General features: G+C 69.4%; 12 protein-coding genes. 5 read left to right on the top strand and 7 right to left on the bottom strand.

Annotation, left to right across the window (positions count from 1 at the left end):
- Positions 1 to 246 precede the first annotated feature (246 nt).
- The 4 genes from Vlu01_RS15395 to Vlu01_RS15380 all read left to right on the top strand — a co-directional run bounded on the left by Vlu01_RS15395 (position 247) and on the right by Vlu01_RS15380 (position 4011).
- Entirely contained in the window at positions 247 to 468 is a 222-nt protein-coding gene (locus Vlu01_RS15395; RefSeq protein WP_099851929.1) for a hypothetical protein, read from the top strand.
- Between the two features lie 163 nt (positions 469 to 631).
- On the top strand, positions 632 to 2107 hold the full coding sequence (locus Vlu01_RS15390) for a DEAD/DEAH box helicase (protein ID WP_203999558.1): 1476 nt from the start codon (positions 632 to 634) through the stop codon (positions 2105 to 2107).
- A 132-nt stretch (positions 2108 to 2239) separates the two neighbouring features.
- Positions 2240 to 2614, top strand: a complete 375-nt coding sequence (locus tag Vlu01_RS15385) for a PadR family transcriptional regulator (RefSeq protein WP_204000023.1) — start codon at positions 2240 to 2242, stop codon at positions 2612 to 2614.
- Entirely contained in the window at positions 2611 to 4011 is a 1401-nt protein-coding gene (locus Vlu01_RS15380; protein WP_203999555.1) for a permease prefix domain 1-containing protein, read from the top strand. Before Vlu01_RS15385 ends, Vlu01_RS15380 begins: the two co-directional genes overlap by 4 nt.
- A gap of 39 nt (positions 4012 to 4050) precedes the next feature.
- Here the strand turns inward: Vlu01_RS15380 and Vlu01_RS15375 are convergent, their stop codons facing one another.
- The 4 genes from Vlu01_RS15375 to Vlu01_RS15360 form a co-directional block, all read right to left on the bottom strand.
- Positions 4051 to 4803 (bottom strand): YqjF family protein, encoded by a 753-nt coding sequence (locus Vlu01_RS15375; protein WP_204000020.1) that lies wholly within the window; start codon positions 4801 to 4803, stop codon positions 4051 to 4053.
- A 64-nt stretch (positions 4804 to 4867) separates the two neighbouring features.
- Positions 4868 to 6460 carry a GGDEF domain-containing protein gene (locus Vlu01_RS15370; protein WP_203999553.1) on the bottom strand — a complete coding sequence of 531 codons (1593 nt, stop codon included), beginning with the start codon at positions 6458 to 6460 and terminating at the stop codon, positions 4868 to 4870.
- Between the two features lie 50 nt (positions 6461 to 6510).
- Complete coding sequence (locus Vlu01_RS15365) at positions 6511 to 7743, bottom strand: MFS transporter (RefSeq protein ID WP_203999551.1); 1233 nt, start codon at positions 7741 to 7743, stop codon at positions 6511 to 6513.
- 227 nt (positions 7744 to 7970) lie between these two features.
- Positions 7971 to 8165, bottom strand: coding sequence for a helix-turn-helix transcriptional regulator (locus tag Vlu01_RS15360; protein ID WP_203999549.1), 195 nt, complete (start codon positions 8163 to 8165; stop codon positions 7971 to 7973).
- 638 nt (positions 8166 to 8803) lie between these two features.
- Here Vlu01_RS15360 and Vlu01_RS15355 point away from each other — a divergent pair.
- Positions 8804 to 10066 carry a hypothetical protein gene (locus Vlu01_RS15355; protein WP_203999547.1) on the top strand — a complete coding sequence of 421 codons (1263 nt, stop codon included), beginning with the start codon at positions 8804 to 8806 and terminating at the stop codon, positions 10064 to 10066.
- Between the two features lie 63 nt (positions 10067 to 10129).
- Here Vlu01_RS15355 and Vlu01_RS15350 read toward each other — a convergent pair whose 3' ends face one another.
- The 3 genes from Vlu01_RS15350 to Vlu01_RS15340 form a co-directional block, all read right to left on the bottom strand.
- Positions 10130 to 12523: an RICIN domain-containing protein gene (locus tag Vlu01_RS15350; protein ID WP_203999545.1), complete on the bottom strand. Its 2394-nt coding sequence runs from the start codon at positions 12521 to 12523 to the stop codon at positions 10130 to 10132.
- Between the two features lie 196 nt (positions 12524 to 12719).
- A complete protein-coding gene (locus Vlu01_RS15345; protein ID WP_203999543.1) occupies positions 12720 to 13571 on the bottom strand; it encodes a sugar phosphate isomerase/epimerase family protein in 852 nt (283 codons plus the stop codon).
- Positions 13572 to 13578: 7 nt separating this feature from the next.
- Entirely contained in the window at positions 13579 to 14766 is a 1188-nt protein-coding gene (locus Vlu01_RS15340) for a substrate-binding domain-containing protein (protein ID WP_239095913.1), read from the bottom strand.
- Positions 14767 to 14774 lie beyond the last annotated feature (8 nt).

Here is a 14774-nt window from a genome sequence, read left to right as displayed (position 1 = left end):
CCGCTCCACCAACCTTCGTGGCTACCGGCAAGTAATGAAGGGGTGGGAACTACCACCTCCGGACAACGGATTTTGTCGGAACCCACCAAACCAGCTCTCCGCCGCCGACCCTCGGTGACTTCCGACACCGGGGACGAGCGGGCGACGAACACAGCCAGTCGAAGTAGCAAACACCCTGCGTGGCAGCAGTGTCCGGCCAAGATCATCAACGTTTCCCTAACGGACCTGGTGTTATACGGTCAGCAGGTGAGAGTTGAGCGTCACTGGTGGAACGGCGACCACACCCCGCGCGGGCGTCGCGACGTCTACATCCGCACCGACGGCGAGTCGTGGGAGGTCGAGGCCCGGGCCGGCGGCGGCACCGGCCGCTCGAAGATCTACCCCTGCCCCGGCCGCAAGTCGGCGGAAATCCTGGCCGGGGCATGGATGGGCGGCCAGAGCCGCTGGCGGGTGGTGGCACCTTCCTGAACCTCAGCCACGGCAACCTCCATGCCGCCGGTCGGGTAGGCTGATGGTGCGACCCGCTTGAGCGGGTCCGATTCGATGTTCCACGCCCCGCGCCTTCGATGCGCCGGGCCACGGCCGGCACCGCCGCGCCGGTGGGACGTCCCCTTCGACGTTCGGAGCCTTCATGGCGGCACGCCGCCCACAGCAGCAGAACACCTCACCCACCCTGCCGACCTTCGCCGACCTCGGCGTGCCCGAGGCGCTCACCCGCGTACTGGCCGCGACCGGGGTGGATCGGCCGTTCCCGATCCAGGCCGCAACCCTGCCCGACGCACTCGCCGGTCGGGACGTGCTCGGTCGGGGTCGCACCGGGTCGGGTAAGACATACGCCTTCGTCCTGGCCGTGCTCACCCGGCTGGCCGCGACCGCCACGCCGCGCCGGCCCGGACGCCCCCGGGCGCTCATCCTCGCGCCCACCCGGGAGTTGGCCACCCAGATCGACAGCGTGATGGCGCCACTGGCCCAGGCGCTGTCACTGCGGACCATGACCGTCTTCGGTGGCGTCGCCGCCCGGCCACAGATCACCGGGTTGCGCGCCGGGGTCGACATCCTGGTGGCCTGCCCTGGCCGGCTCGCCGACCACGTGCAGGCCGGACACGCCCACCTGGACGCCGTCGAGATCAGCGTGCTCGACGAGGCCGACCACATGGCCGACCTCGGGTTCCTGCCGACCGTACGCCGGCTGCTGGACCTGACTCCCCGTCGCGGGCAGCGGCTGCTCTTCTCCGCCACCCTGGATTCCGGCGTCGACGTGCTGGTCCGGCGTTACCTCACCGATCCGGTGGTGCACAGCGTCGACTCGACCCTGTCGCCGGTCACCGCGATGACCCACCACGTCCTGCACGTGCATGCCGAGGACCGGTTCGCCGTGCTGGTCGACCTGACCGCCGCGCCGGGACGGACAGTGGTCTTCACCCGCACCAAGCGAGGGGCCAAGACCCTCACCCGTCGGCTGGTCGCGGCCGGGGTGACCGCGGTGGAGTTGCATGGCAACCTGGCCCAGAACGCGCGTACCAGGAACCTCAAGGCGTTCTCCGACGGCGCGGCGCGGACGCTGGTGGCCACCGACATCGCGGCCCGGGGGATCCACGTCGACGACGTGGCCCTCGTCGTGCACGCCGATCCACCCGTCGAGCACAAGGCGTACCTGCACCGCTCGGGGCGTACCGCCCGGGCCGGCGCCGCCGGAACCGTCGTCACACTGATGACCGACACGCAGGCGCCCGAGGTGCGGGAGCTGACCCGCAAGGCAGGCATCGCGGCGACCACCACCCGACTGCGTCCGGGAGACGCCCTGCTGCGTGAACTCGCTCCTGGGGAACGGACGCTGGCGGTCGCCCCGGTCGCCGGTCAGCCGACCAACCGGCGGGAGGCGTCGCCCACCCCGGCAGGCCGGAGTCGCCGCGGGGGCAAGCCGGCGCAGACCGCGTCGACGCGGACCGCTCCGGCCGGCTCAGGACGCTCCGCGCCGGCCACCTCCGGGCGATCCGCTGCCGCCGCCTCGGCGCGGTCCGGTGCCTCGGCACGGTCCGGCACCGCGCGGTCCGGTGCCGCGGCCTTCTCCGCCCGAGCCCGGCCCGGACGCGGCAGCGGTCGCTGAGCGACGAAGCCCGCACCTTACGCATTTCCCTCCTGGATGCCCGCCGGCGATGCCGGCGGGCATTCCTTGCGCCTCCGGATACCTAGAACTACTATGCCTAGTAGTTCTAGGTATAGATGATGGGTGGGTCTCATGAAGGTCACCAAGGATCTCGTCGCCGCCTCGGCGACGCCGATGGTGCTGGGCATCCTGGCCGACGGGGAGAGCTACGGGTACGCGATCCTCCGACGCATCAACGAGTTGTCCGACGGCGAGCTGGACTGGACCGAGGGGCTCCTCTATCCCCTGCTGCACCGGCTCGAACGCCTCGGCCACGTGGAGTCGAGCTGGCAGTCGGTTCCCGGAGAGCGGCGACGCAAGTACTACCGGATCACCAGCAGTGGCCTGGCGGAACTCGCCGAGCAGCAGCGCCAGTGGGACACCGTGGTCAGCGCCCTCAAGGCGATCTGGGTCGACCCCGGCGACGTCCGGCGTTCGGCGGCGACTCCGCTCGGAGGTCTGGCATGACCGCGCCCGGCAGTCCGGACGGCACGACGGCCTCCTCCGGACAGGACACTCTGGAGGCCCAGTTCGCCCAGTGGCGACACTACGTACGACGCCGCCCCGAGTTGCAGCGCTCCGACACCGAGGAGTTGGAGGACCACCTGCGCGGCTCGGTCGACGAACTCGTCGCCGCCGGGCTACGTCCCGACGAGGCGTTCCTGGTCGCGGTCAAACGTCTCGGCGGGCTGGACGAGCTGTCCCGCGAGTTCGCCCGGGAGCACTCGGAACGGTTATGGAAACAACTGGTGCTGACCGGCGGCACCGATGACCCGGAGACGGACACCCGATCCCGACGTGATTTGATCGCGATGATCATCTGCGCGGTGGGTGCGGCCGTGTCGATCAAGATACCCGAGCTGTTCGGCCTGGGTTTCCAACAGGACGGCGCGTTCTACGCTCCCAACTTCTCGCTGTTCGCACTGCCCTGGCTGGCCGCGTACCTGGCCTGGCGACGCCGGGCCGGGACCGCGCTGATCGGTGTGATGGTGGCGTTGTTCGCGCTCGGCGCGGTCGCCGCCAACGTCTACCCGCTCGCGGAAGACTCCCAGTCGCTGGTGCTGACCACCATCCACCTGCCCATCGCCATGTGGTTCGTGGTCGGCCTGGCGTACGTGGCCGACGACCCGCGCTCGTCGCGACGACGCATGGACTTCATCAGGTTCACCGGCGAATGCTTCGTCTACTTCGTCCTCATCGCCCTCGGCGGCGGTGTGCTGACCGCCTTCACCGTCGGGACCTTCCAGGCCATCGGCATCGACCCGGAAGGCTTCATCTCCCAGTGGTTGCTGCCCTGCGGCGTGGTGGCCGCGGTGGTCGTGGCGGGCTGGCTCGTCGAGGCGAAACAGAGCGTCGTCGAGAACATCGCTCCGGTACTCACCCGCCTGTTCACACCGCTGTTCACCGCCGCGCTCCTGGCCTTCCTGGTCGCCCTCGTCTGGACCACCGCCGGCATCAACGTCGAACGGGAAGCGCTGATCCTGTTCGACCTGCTGCTGGTCGTCGTGCTGGGGCTGCTGCTCTACTCGATCTCGGCCCGCGACCCGCTGGCCCCGCCCGGCCTGTTCGACAGGTTGCAACTCGCCCTCGTGGTCAGCGCGCTCATCATCGACGTGCTGGTGCTGTGGGCGATCACCGAACGCATCACCGAGTACGGCACCACCCCGAACAAGGCCGCGGCGCTCGGCGAGAACGTGATCCTGCTGGCCAACCTCGCCTGGTCGGCGTGGCTGATGCTGGGATTCGTCCGGCGACGTACCCCGTTCGCCGCCCTGGAACGCTGGCAGACCGGTTACCTGCCGGTGTACGCCGGGTGGGCCTGGATCGTGGTCCTGCTCTTCCCGCCGCTGTTCAGCTACCTCTGAGGACGGGCCCGCTCGCTCAGCATTCGGACCGGCCTACGGTCAGCGGGTCTCCCGAGCGGAACCTGCTGACCGGGGCTGGCCGAAGGCTACCGGCACCCCCGGTGAGTAGAGCACGCTGGTCGGTGGCCCTTCCGGCGACGGCAGCCCGGCGGCGGTCACCAGTTCGTCGTCCACGGCGAGCAGCTCCGCGTGGTGCAGGGGCCAGCGGGGGTGCCAGTTCGGCAGGTGCAGGGTACGTCCGTACGCCCGGGTGTGCAGGCCCCACCGCGCGGTGACGAAGTGCTCCAGTGGCGTCGGCTCGGCGATCGGCCCACCAACCCGGACCTCGATCCGGCTCGTCGCGCCGGCCGGGCCGGGCCAGCGACGCCGGCAGCGGTAGCTGAGTCGGTCGCCGTCGCGTGCCAACCCCATCGACGACCACATGTACGGCAGCCGCAGGGTCGCCCGGGCGACCAACACCGGCACCAGCCGGGACGCGTCGAGCGAACGGAACACCACAGCCCGCCGGCCAGCGCCGTCCACCGAGTACAACCGGACGTTGGTCTCCCAGAAGCTGCCGAAGTACGGCACGCCGGGCCCGAATCCGAGCCCCAGCCCGACCATTCGGAAGCCGATCAGCCCGACGTAGGTCAGCCCGTCGAGCGTGTCGGGCCGGGTGCCGGCGGGCAGCAGCGGTGCGACCCGCTCCGGCTCGACCGGCCAGTGCAGAAAGACCAGATCCTCCCACCGTTGCCGAAGCATCGCACGGGTGAATCCCTGGCTGGGCGCGGCGTCGACCGGCTCGATGTGCACCTGCCGATCCTCCCGGATTCGGGCGGTTGCCGTCACCCGCCGGCACCGGACCGTCGATCGACCCTCAGGCACCCGGGTGGCGGCTGCTCACCCGGTTCCCGCCCGCCCGCTTCGCCGCGTACATCGCACCGTCCGCCTTCGCGAGGGTCTCCCCGACGGTGTACGCGGAGCCGCTGGCCACTCCGACGCTGACCGTCACCTGCCACGCCGTCATCCCGGCCACCGCCTCGACCGTCCGCTGGGCGACCTGCTGAGCGGCACCGATATCCGCGCCCGGCAGGATCGCCACGAACTCGTCACCGCCCAGCCGGGCGACGAAATCGTCCCGACGGACGCTGGCCTCGGTCACCTGTGCCACCGCCCGCAGCACGTCGTCGCCGGTGGCGTGCCCCAACGAGTCGTTGATGTCCTTGAACCGGTCCACGTCCACCATCAGCACCGCCACCGGGTCGGTCGCGGCTGCGGTGGGAGTGGTCAGGCTCTCCAGGAACTTCTCCAGCCCACGCCGGTTGGCCACCCCCGTGAGCGGGTCGATGCGCGAGGCCCGCTCGGCCCGCTCATGCTGCCACCGCAGCAGGTCGTACGACTGCATCGTCACCGCCGCGTGCAGCCACCGGTGTCGCTGGCGCCACAGCAGTTCCGCGAGCGCGTCACCGTAGGTGAGGCCCGGCACCGCGTCGCGCGCTCCGTCCTTGGCGAGCAGCACCGCGTGCGTACGGTGCAGCGCCGCGGTGATCAACCAGTCGTGGTCGGGGGACAGGCTGGCCACCGCCTCCTCGATGACGCGTAGCGCCTCGCCCGCCCGCCCGGACCGGCTCAGCGCGACGGCGTGGAACGGTCGACACAGCAACTGCTCCTGGTGACTCTGTTCGACGCCCTGTGCCTGCAACAACGCGAGGAACCTGGGGATGTCCTCGGCGGCGTCGGCCGGATCCTGCCGGTCGGCGCGGGCGCACGCCGCGAACAGCGACGCGGACAGCCGCCACACCTCCGCCCTGGGCCCGGAGGCCTCCGTCGCCGCCCGCACCGCGTGCTCCTCGGCCGCCGTGGTGTGCTTCTCCGCCTCGGCGACCTGGCCCACCTGATACAGCTCCAGGGCCCACATCAGGTTGAGTTCCGCCAGGTTGCACAGCCACATCGCCCGGTTGCCGTTGTCCGGATACCCGGGTCGACAGGTCGTCTCGTACGCCGCCTGGAACTGTGGTGCCGCCAGCTCGTAGAGACGCAGTTTCGCGTAGCCGATCGCCAGCCCGGTGCGGGCGTTGCCCTCGATCACCGGATCCGGTTCGCCGGCCAGCAGGGCCGTCTCCGCGCGAACGAGATCACGCAGCACTGCCTCGATGTCGTACTCGGCGATGTCCTGGTCGCCGAGGCGCAGCCGCCGGTCGGCGCGCAGCGACAGGGCGCAGGAGCGCCACCCGGCGCTGTTCTCCCGCTCCGCGGCGACCAGCATCAGATCGGCGGCGGCGATCGCGGCGCGCAGGTCACCGAGCCGGGTCAACGCCACGACACGCGCGAAATGCATCGCCGCTGGACCGTCGCGCAGTTCACCGGTCGACTCCCGCAGCGCCGCAACCGCTTCCGCCAACACCTGGGCCGCGCTGCCGGCCTGCGCCTCCTCCAGTAGCCGGAGGGCTCGGAGGGTCACATCGTCCATGCGGTCTCCTCCGCACCCGCCCAGGGAAGAACAGCCCGATGCTACGGTAATCAGCCCGATTCGGGCGGCTGCGACCACTCCGGACTCTGCGCCAGCGGTCGCCAGGCGGCCAGGGCGACAACCGCCATCACCATCCCGGCGATCCAGAACGGCGCGGTGATGCTCCAGGCGCTGGCCATCAGGCCACCGAGGAGAGAGCCGACCGCCGCCCCGCCCAGGTCGAGCACGGCGTACGAGCTGCCGACCCGACCGAGCAGTCGGGACGGCACCAGCCGTTGACGCAACGACGCGACGGTGACTCCCCAGACCATGCCGTGCGCGCTGAAGACGACCACGACGAGCACCACCACCCAGACCGTCGTCGTGGCCGCCAGGACCAGATGCGTGACCATCTCGATGACCAGCCCGACGCGCAGCACCACGGACTGTCCGAAGGTCCGGACGAGTCGGGTCGCCACCGCCGTGCCGGCCAACCCACCCACCGCGAATGCGGTGAGCAGGAGACCGTAGCCAACCTCGGAGACACCCAGACGTTGCCGGCAGTAGAGCACGAACACCGCGAACGCGGCGCAGAAGGCGACGTTGCCCACTCCCATGCTCACGGCCAGGGTCCGCAGCAGCCGGTGCCGCCACAACCACCGCACCCCCTCGGCGACCGAGCGGACGATCGACTCTTGTGCCGTGCTCGCCGGAGCCGATGTCGAAGCCGGCCGAATTCCGGTCAGCAGCGCTGCGGCGACGGCGAACGTGAGCGCGTTGAGGCCGAACGGTGCCGCCGCCGAGATGACGAACAGCCAGGCGCCCAACGGTTTGGCCACGAACTGGTTGCCGATCGTGAAGGTCGCGTAGAGGCGCGCGTTCGCGCTCGGCAGCCGGTCGGGGGCGACCACCGACGGCAGCAGCGCGCCCATGGCGGTGTCGGCCAACGTCTCCCCGGTACCGAGGAGGAAGAGCACCGCGTAGAAGACCGCCACCGTGACGGTTCCGGTGGCGATGCTGACGGTCAGCGTGGCGAGCGCGGCAGCGCGTACCAGGTTCACCGCCACCACCAGACGACGCCGGTCGAGCCGGTCGACGTAGGCGCCACTGAACAGGGCGAACAACAACCAGGGCAGCTGCTGTACGAAGACGGCACCGGCGATCAGCGCCGGGTTGTCGGTGATCGAGGCGACCAGCAGCGGACCGGCCGCCATGGTGATGCCGTCACCGACGTTGGACACCGCCGAGGCGGTCCAGAGTTTGGCGAAGTCCGCGCCCAGACGCGCGGATACCAGGGCACGCAAAATTGCTCCTCGAGCTGGAAGGGAAACGGCCGTAAGGGACCGCTCCGCAGCGAGGAGCACCGCCACCGTCGGTGGACCGACGGTGGGCCGCGGGAATCAGCGCACGGTGAACTCTCGCGCCGGAGCGGCGGCCGTGACCATGTCGAGGCGCATCTCAACTCCTGTCCGTCGACGGATGTCGACACGGAGGATAACCATCCGCAGAAGGCCGCCGAGCCGGTCGCAGCTCAGTCCAGGTCAGCGCGTCGCTCTGCGATCCAGCGCTCGACATCCTCGGCAAGCCAGACATTGCCCATCGACAGTTGCGCCACCGGCTCGGGGAAGTCTCGGCGGGTGGTGATCTGGTAGACGCGCTGCCGAGAGACCCCACCGAGCATGGTGCGGATCTCTGCGGACCCAACCAGCCGGAGCTTCCTCACCATGACCAGGACGCTAGGTGTCCGCCAACTAGTCGTGTATCACCTTTACAGAAGCCTAGTGATCACCTGCTCTAGTCAATTACTCTAGTCGTATGCCTAGGCTGAAATGGTTCCAACGCCCTGCTGAACCGATCGATGTAGTCCGGCCGGCCACGAGATACGCCCGCCGGGACGGGCAGACCAGGGAGCAGCCGGCCGGGAACGGCCCGACACGGATTTCTGCCCACCGCCGGCTGATGACCCGTGCGGCACAGTGGCGCTCAAGCTTCGCGTTCCGCAGGCTCCAACGGAGGAGGCACGGTGGCGCTCCCCCGGATCAGACCTGAGGTCCCCTTCCGTGTCCAGCTTGCCTGGTCGGTCATCGATACCCACCACATCACCGTCTGCTCCCGGTGCCGGTCGGACGCGGCCTGCCCGAGTCTCGAAAACGCCGCAGCAGTAGTCAACGCCTGGCGGACCTCGGTCGGGAGATCTCCGGTGGCTGTTCAGCGCGGCAAGCCCTCAGTTCCACCCGCCCGTCCGGTTCCGGGTGATCAGAAAGCTTGACTGGACGGCCTACGCCGAAGGAACTGACGCCGATCGGACTGCCGGCCGGCGCTCGACCGGACCTATACGGTGATGTTGCTCGATACAGTGGCCCGGTGGAGCACATCGGCCGACGGCGGTTCCTCGACGAGATGGTGGCCGTCACCCGGGAACGGGACGCCACCACCCACCTCTACGTGATGCTGCGCGAGGGCGGTGGCATCGGGGTCCAGTGGGAACAGCCCGGTGTCGACCACCTGCGCGAATACCGTGTCGTCGATCCGCGCGGGCCTGCCTGCCCGCACTGCGTCATCATCGAGACGGTCGTGGAACTGGCCCCGGTCCTGCCGTTGGACGTGCTGCGGACGGCCCGGTCCCGGGTGCAGTACGAAACCGTCCTACGCGCCGGCATGCTGCCGACGCCGGCATTCGCCCGGCAGTCCGGGAGCCGAACGGTCACCTGGCTGGGGGACTGCCACGGTGCGCCCGGCAATCCGCACACCGACGCGGACTGCGCCGAACACGCGGCGGTCGGTCCGTCGGTGGTCACCGACCCACTCGACGTCGACCCCGGGGCCGCGCTGCCCCGGGCGCTGCGTGAGATGACCGACGCCACCGACGTCCGGGAGCGGTTGCGGCTCGCCCGCGACTGGCGGGACACCGCCGCCGAGGTGGCCCGCCGCAGCCGGTATGCCGAGACGGCCTGGGGTTTCCTACGGAGTTCCGCGGTGCTGGGCGTTCCCACGGCCGGAGTGCCGGGTGTGGTCTTTAGCCTCGTCCCCGACGCGCCGGCCGACGACCGTCCCTTCGCCGACCGGTACGCGGCGACGGTACGCGCGCTGTCCGGCCAGGCGTCCCTGAACTACGCCGACCAGGTGTGCCTAGTGCCCGACCCGGTGCCCGGCGGCGAGCGGATGCCCAGCTATGCCGGTGCGGTGGACGTGGCCACCGCACAACCGGTACGCACCTTGCGGCTGCCGTCGAGCCGCCGGCCGCTGAGCCGGCTCGGTCGCGGGATCCTGCTGCTGTTCGAAACACGGCACGCGATGCTGAACCGACAGGTTCAGCGGGTCAAGCACTGGGAGTCGGAGGCGGCGCTGCACGTCTTCGAGTTCGGCATGCTGGAGGAACTCGGCGGCACCGCGTACACCTCGGCCGTCGACGCCTACCTCGACGCACTGCGCCGCGAGGGCGACCTGCTCGCCCGGCCACAGAAGGTGCTCCGCCGCGGCCAGCGCAAGGCCCTCGCCGGGGTGTTCGGCCGCATCGACGACGAGGAACTGCACCTGTGGGGTTCTGTCGCCTACCGCAACGCCATCATGTTGATGCTCGGCAGCCAGGCCGCCTTCGCCGAGCACCTTCGACGCCAGGCAACCTGATCGCGCGGGGTCAGCCGGCGCGCGGTGGGTGGGGTCGGCGTACCGACCCCACCCACCGTGGGGTCAGCTTCGCAAGTTCCACTGCTGGTTGGTGCCGCCGTGGCAGGCCCACAGGTGGATCACCGTGCCGTTGGTGGTGCCGTAGCCGCTGGCGTCGAGGCACAGCCCGGACTGCGCGCCGGTGATGGTGCCGTTGGCGTTGACGTTCCACTGCTGGTTGATCTGGCCGTTGCAGTCCCAGATGATCGCCAGCGTGCCGTTGCTGGTGCCCTGCCCGGACGCGTCGAGGCACTTGTTGCCGTACACCATCAGTTGCTTGCCAGCGGTGTAGGTCCACCGCTGGTTCGTCCCGGTGTGGCAGTCCCAGAGTTTCGCCTGGGCCCCGTTGGTGGTGCTGGCGCCCTCGACGTCCACGCACCGGCCGGACTGGGTACCGACGATCTGCACGCCCTGCTGGCTGTTGCCGCCCTGCGGACCGGCACCGGCCATCACCGCCTGCGCACCGGAGGGCCAGTTTCCGTTGGTCACCGTCACGTTGCCGGACACGACGTTGCCCCGGTCGCCGTTGGTCACGTTGGTGCTGCCGTTGGTCGACCAGTTGTTGGTGACGGTGAAGTTGCCCATGTTCTCGGCGTACCAGTAGTTGGCGGTGGCCCAGGTGCCGGTGGACGAGAAGACGTTGTTGCGGGCGGTGTAGTAGCGGGATCCCTCGTCGAAGTAGACCCCGAAGTAGCCGTTGGTCCGCAGGCAGTAGTTGTTGCTGATCAACCCGCCCGGGTTGGCCGACAGGGTGTAGATGCAGCCGCCGTCGTTCATCTGCTGCATCACGTCGTGCACGTAGTTGCCGATCAGCCGGTTGTTGGAGGCGGTCGTGGCGGTCGTGTATCGCGGCTGGTAGTTGTACAGGCCGCGGCCGGCGTAGTGTTCGCTTCCGCCCGCGTCGTTGGAGCCCCAGCCGTAGCCGATGGACATGCCGGTGTACGGCATGTTGTAGACCTCGTTGTACGAGACGGTGGCGTTGGTGACGTAGGTGGTGAGCACCGAGACGATGCCCCGGTACTCGATCCCGAGGTCGTGCAGGCGGTTGTTGCTGATGGTGATGTCCCGGTTCACCATGCGTTGGTCACCGGGGTGGTGGGCGTCGGCGCGTACGCCACCGACGACGATGCCACCGGCCGCGTTGCGGGCGATCTCGGAGCGGGTGACGGTGATGTTGCTGGCCCCCAGGCCCACCCCGCTGGCGTGGGCGTTGGCGTCGTTGCCGATCCCGATCGCCGTCTGTCCCAGGTTGACGAACTGGGAGTCGCTGAAGGTGATGTTGTTGGCGGCCGAGATCTGCACGGCGGCGGGCATCTGCTGCCAGTTCGGTCGAGTGGCCTCGAACTGCGGGCAGCCGTTGTGGCAGGAGGAGAAGCTGGGCCAGTTCCAGTTGCCGTGGATGTACGCCCCGGTCTGCTGGTCCACGTAGCCCTGGTTGCTGCTGGCGCCCAGCCAGGTCGTTCCGGTGAAGGTGATCCCGGTGAAGCTGATGTGGTGTGCCGGTGCGGCGTAGGTCCCGCCGAGATTGACCAGGGACTGTTGCGTGGGCAGTTCCACGCTGACGGTATTCATGTTCTGCCCGGCGAGCGGGATGTAGGACAGCGCGCCATTGCCCGGGTCGAGGTACCACTCCCCCGGCGTGTCCAGGAACTCGTAGGCGTTGGTCAGGTAGAGCGGTCCGGCCCGGTGCGGACTGGTGAAGGTGTCGTACCCGAAGTTGTTGTTGCTCCAGCCGGGCTGCTGCATCCGGATGAGGTTGCCGCTGATGCTCTGCACCGAGACGTACCGGTCGGTGAAGGAGTTGACGCTCTCCATCTGGATCCGGCTCTGGTTGGCCAGGTTGTTGAGGTAGCTCAAGGCGCTGCTGGTGAACCGCATGCCGGTGCTGTCCGAGCTGAAGTCCGCCCGGTTGACCTGGGTGCGGGCCCGGGTGGCGAGCGCGCCGTCGACGTAGAGCTGGCGGGTGTCGGTCCCCGCGCCGACGTTGGCACGCCAGATGTTGCGGGCGGCGTCCACCTGCGACCAGCCGGTGACCGCCCGCGCGCCGCTGATCACGGGGCGGGCCGATGGTGCCGCCTGCCAGATCACCTGGTAGCCGTTCGTGCCGGAGTCGGCGGCGGTGAACCGCAGCGGTGACGCGAGCCGGTACACGCCGTCGGCCAGTTGCACCACGATGTCTCCCGACATCGAGGCGTTCATCGACCGGACGACGGACTGCGCTCCGGTCAACGAACACGGTTGGGCGGCGGTGCAGCTGCTGCCGCCACCGGAGGGGGAGGCGTAGACGGTGGTGGTCGCGGCGAGAGCGGGGGCGGCGGCTGTCGTCACGGCGGCCACGGTGGCCGCAGCGGTCAGCGCCACCGTCGCCGCCGCGGCCAGCACCCGTCGGGGCGCGGCGGGGGATGGAGGTACGGACACGGAGGTCTCCTCACCTGAGCGGGTGGTGCGGCGTGATGAGTACGATGTGGACGGCATTTCATCATACGAATGATGTCTACGCAAGGATCGACTGAGATCACGCCCTTCGGCACGTACCGCCCCGCAACGGCCTTCCGCCGGACCGCTCTCGCGGGCGGCCTCCGTCGACGGAGGCCGCCCGCGAGGGCAGCGCGGATCAGCCCAGAATGCTCCGCAGATAGACGAGCCCGTCCCCCGCGAGCCGGTCCGGTGACGGAGCGAGCGGCCGCCAGATCGAGGCGGCGGTCGCGATCGTCGCGTTCTCCGGAGTGAACGACTCGATACAGATCGCGCCCCAGTAGCCGGTCGCGGCCAGCGCGGCGAGAAACCGGGGCCAGTCCAGGTGGTCCGCCCCGGGCGCTCCCCGGTTGGTGCCACTGACCTGCACGTGCTTGATGTGTGGGCCCGCCGCGGCCAGCACCGCGTACGGGTTCGCCTCCTCGATGTTCATGTGATACGTGTCGATCATGATGCCGACGTTCGACGGCAGACCGTCGATCATCTCCACCGTCTGTTCGAGCGTGTTGACGACACTGGTCTCGTAGCGGTTGAGCGCCTCCACGCCGATGGACACACCCCGCTCGCCGGCCCGGTCCGCGACCGGTGCCAACGCTCGACGGAAGTCCGCGTAACAGGCGGCACGTTCCGTCGGCGTCATCCGCCAGGTTCGGCCCACCGACGCGTAGACGGGACCACCGACGCACGGCGCACCGATGATCGCCGCACTGTCCACACAGGTGTTCAGGTACGCCACCGTGGCCTCCACCACGGCGGGTGCCGCATTGACCAGTTCCCGCCCGGGCGGGGTGACCGCACAGACGCCGGCCGCAGCCAGTCCGTACCTGGCGAGCAGGTCCCGGACGCGGTACGGGTCCCAGTCACCCGGCTGTTCGATCGGCAGTTCGACCGCGTCGAACCCGAGCGCCGCGATCCGTGGGATCAGCTCAGCCAGTGCCTCGCCATCGACCGGCGAGGCCCAGACCCAGGGATTGACACCGATGGCACGCAACGAGCGCCTACTTCCAACGCTGTGGGTAACCCGGCAGGTCGGTGCAGCCGCACATCGCGTAGTGCAGCGGCGGCATGTTCGGGTCGAGGTAGCTGTCCAGGTTCTCCTGGGTGATCGTCGGCTGCGGCAACTTCCACGGGGCGGACACCTGCTGGCCGTCGAGGATCCGCAGCGCCGCGATGATCGGCGTACGCCATTGGTAGGTCGGGTACGTGGGCGCGATCGCCGTGAGCCCTTCGTCCTTCCACATCTTCAGGAAGTCGAGCTGGTCCTCGCCGTTGATCGGAGGTACCGGCTGACCGGCATCCTGAAAAGCCTCCACCGCCGCGACGGCGACCGCACCCGCGTCCATCCACACGCCGTCGATGGTGCCGTGCCGCTGGATGTAGTCGTTCACGATCTTCTTGGTCTTGGCCGGGTCACCGTCGGTGAACTCGACCCCGACGACGTCGACCTGCGCCTTGTCGAACGCGACCTTCGCCGCGGACCACCGGGTCTCCAAGACGTCGACGCCGGGCAGGATGCGCAGCGCGAGGACCTTGCCGCCGGGCTTCATCCGCTGGCTGACGAACTCCGCTCCGACGTGGCCGAACCCGTACCCGCCGATCGGGTTGATGAAGGTCACCGGGCAGTCGGTGTCGACGCCACGGTCGAAGACGACGACCGGCAGACCGGCCTTGCACGCCGCCTCCACCGCAGGGGTGAGCGTGGCGGTCGTGTTCGGCGAGACGATGAGCGCGTCGCAGCCCTTGCCGAGCAGATCGTTGATGTCAGCGATCTGCTTCTGGTCCTTGCCTTCGGCGTCGACGTGGACGAACTCCTTGATCCGGTCGCCCTGCGCCTCGACCTCGGCCTGCATGGTCTTGAAGCCGACCTGTCGCCACGGGTTGTTCAGCGCCGCGTTCGAGAAGCAGATCTTGTGGGGGCCCGCCTTCTTGAATGTGGCGGTGTCCACCATCGTCGGGTTCAGCACCTGCTCCCAGGGCTTGTCGGCCGGGCCGGTCGGCGCGGCGTCGAGCAGCGCGAGTTCGTTGTCGTAGTCGGCCTGCACGAAGAACTTCGACTGCTCCCCGGTGCCGGCACCGGCAGCGGGTGCGGAGGAGGAATCCGACGGGGTCGCCGCCGGCTCGTCGGTGGCACAAGCGGTGAGTGACATCAGGATGAGCGCGGCCGTGGCCGCCATGCGTCGTTTCATGGAGAATC

This window comes from Micromonospora lutea, assembly GCF_016863535.1.
Classification (GTDB): Bacteria; Actinomycetota; Actinomycetes; order Mycobacteriales; family Micromonosporaceae; genus Micromonospora; species Micromonospora lutea.
Note: the sequence above shows the minus strand (reverse complement) of the source record. Positions and strands in the feature narration are given on the sequence as shown.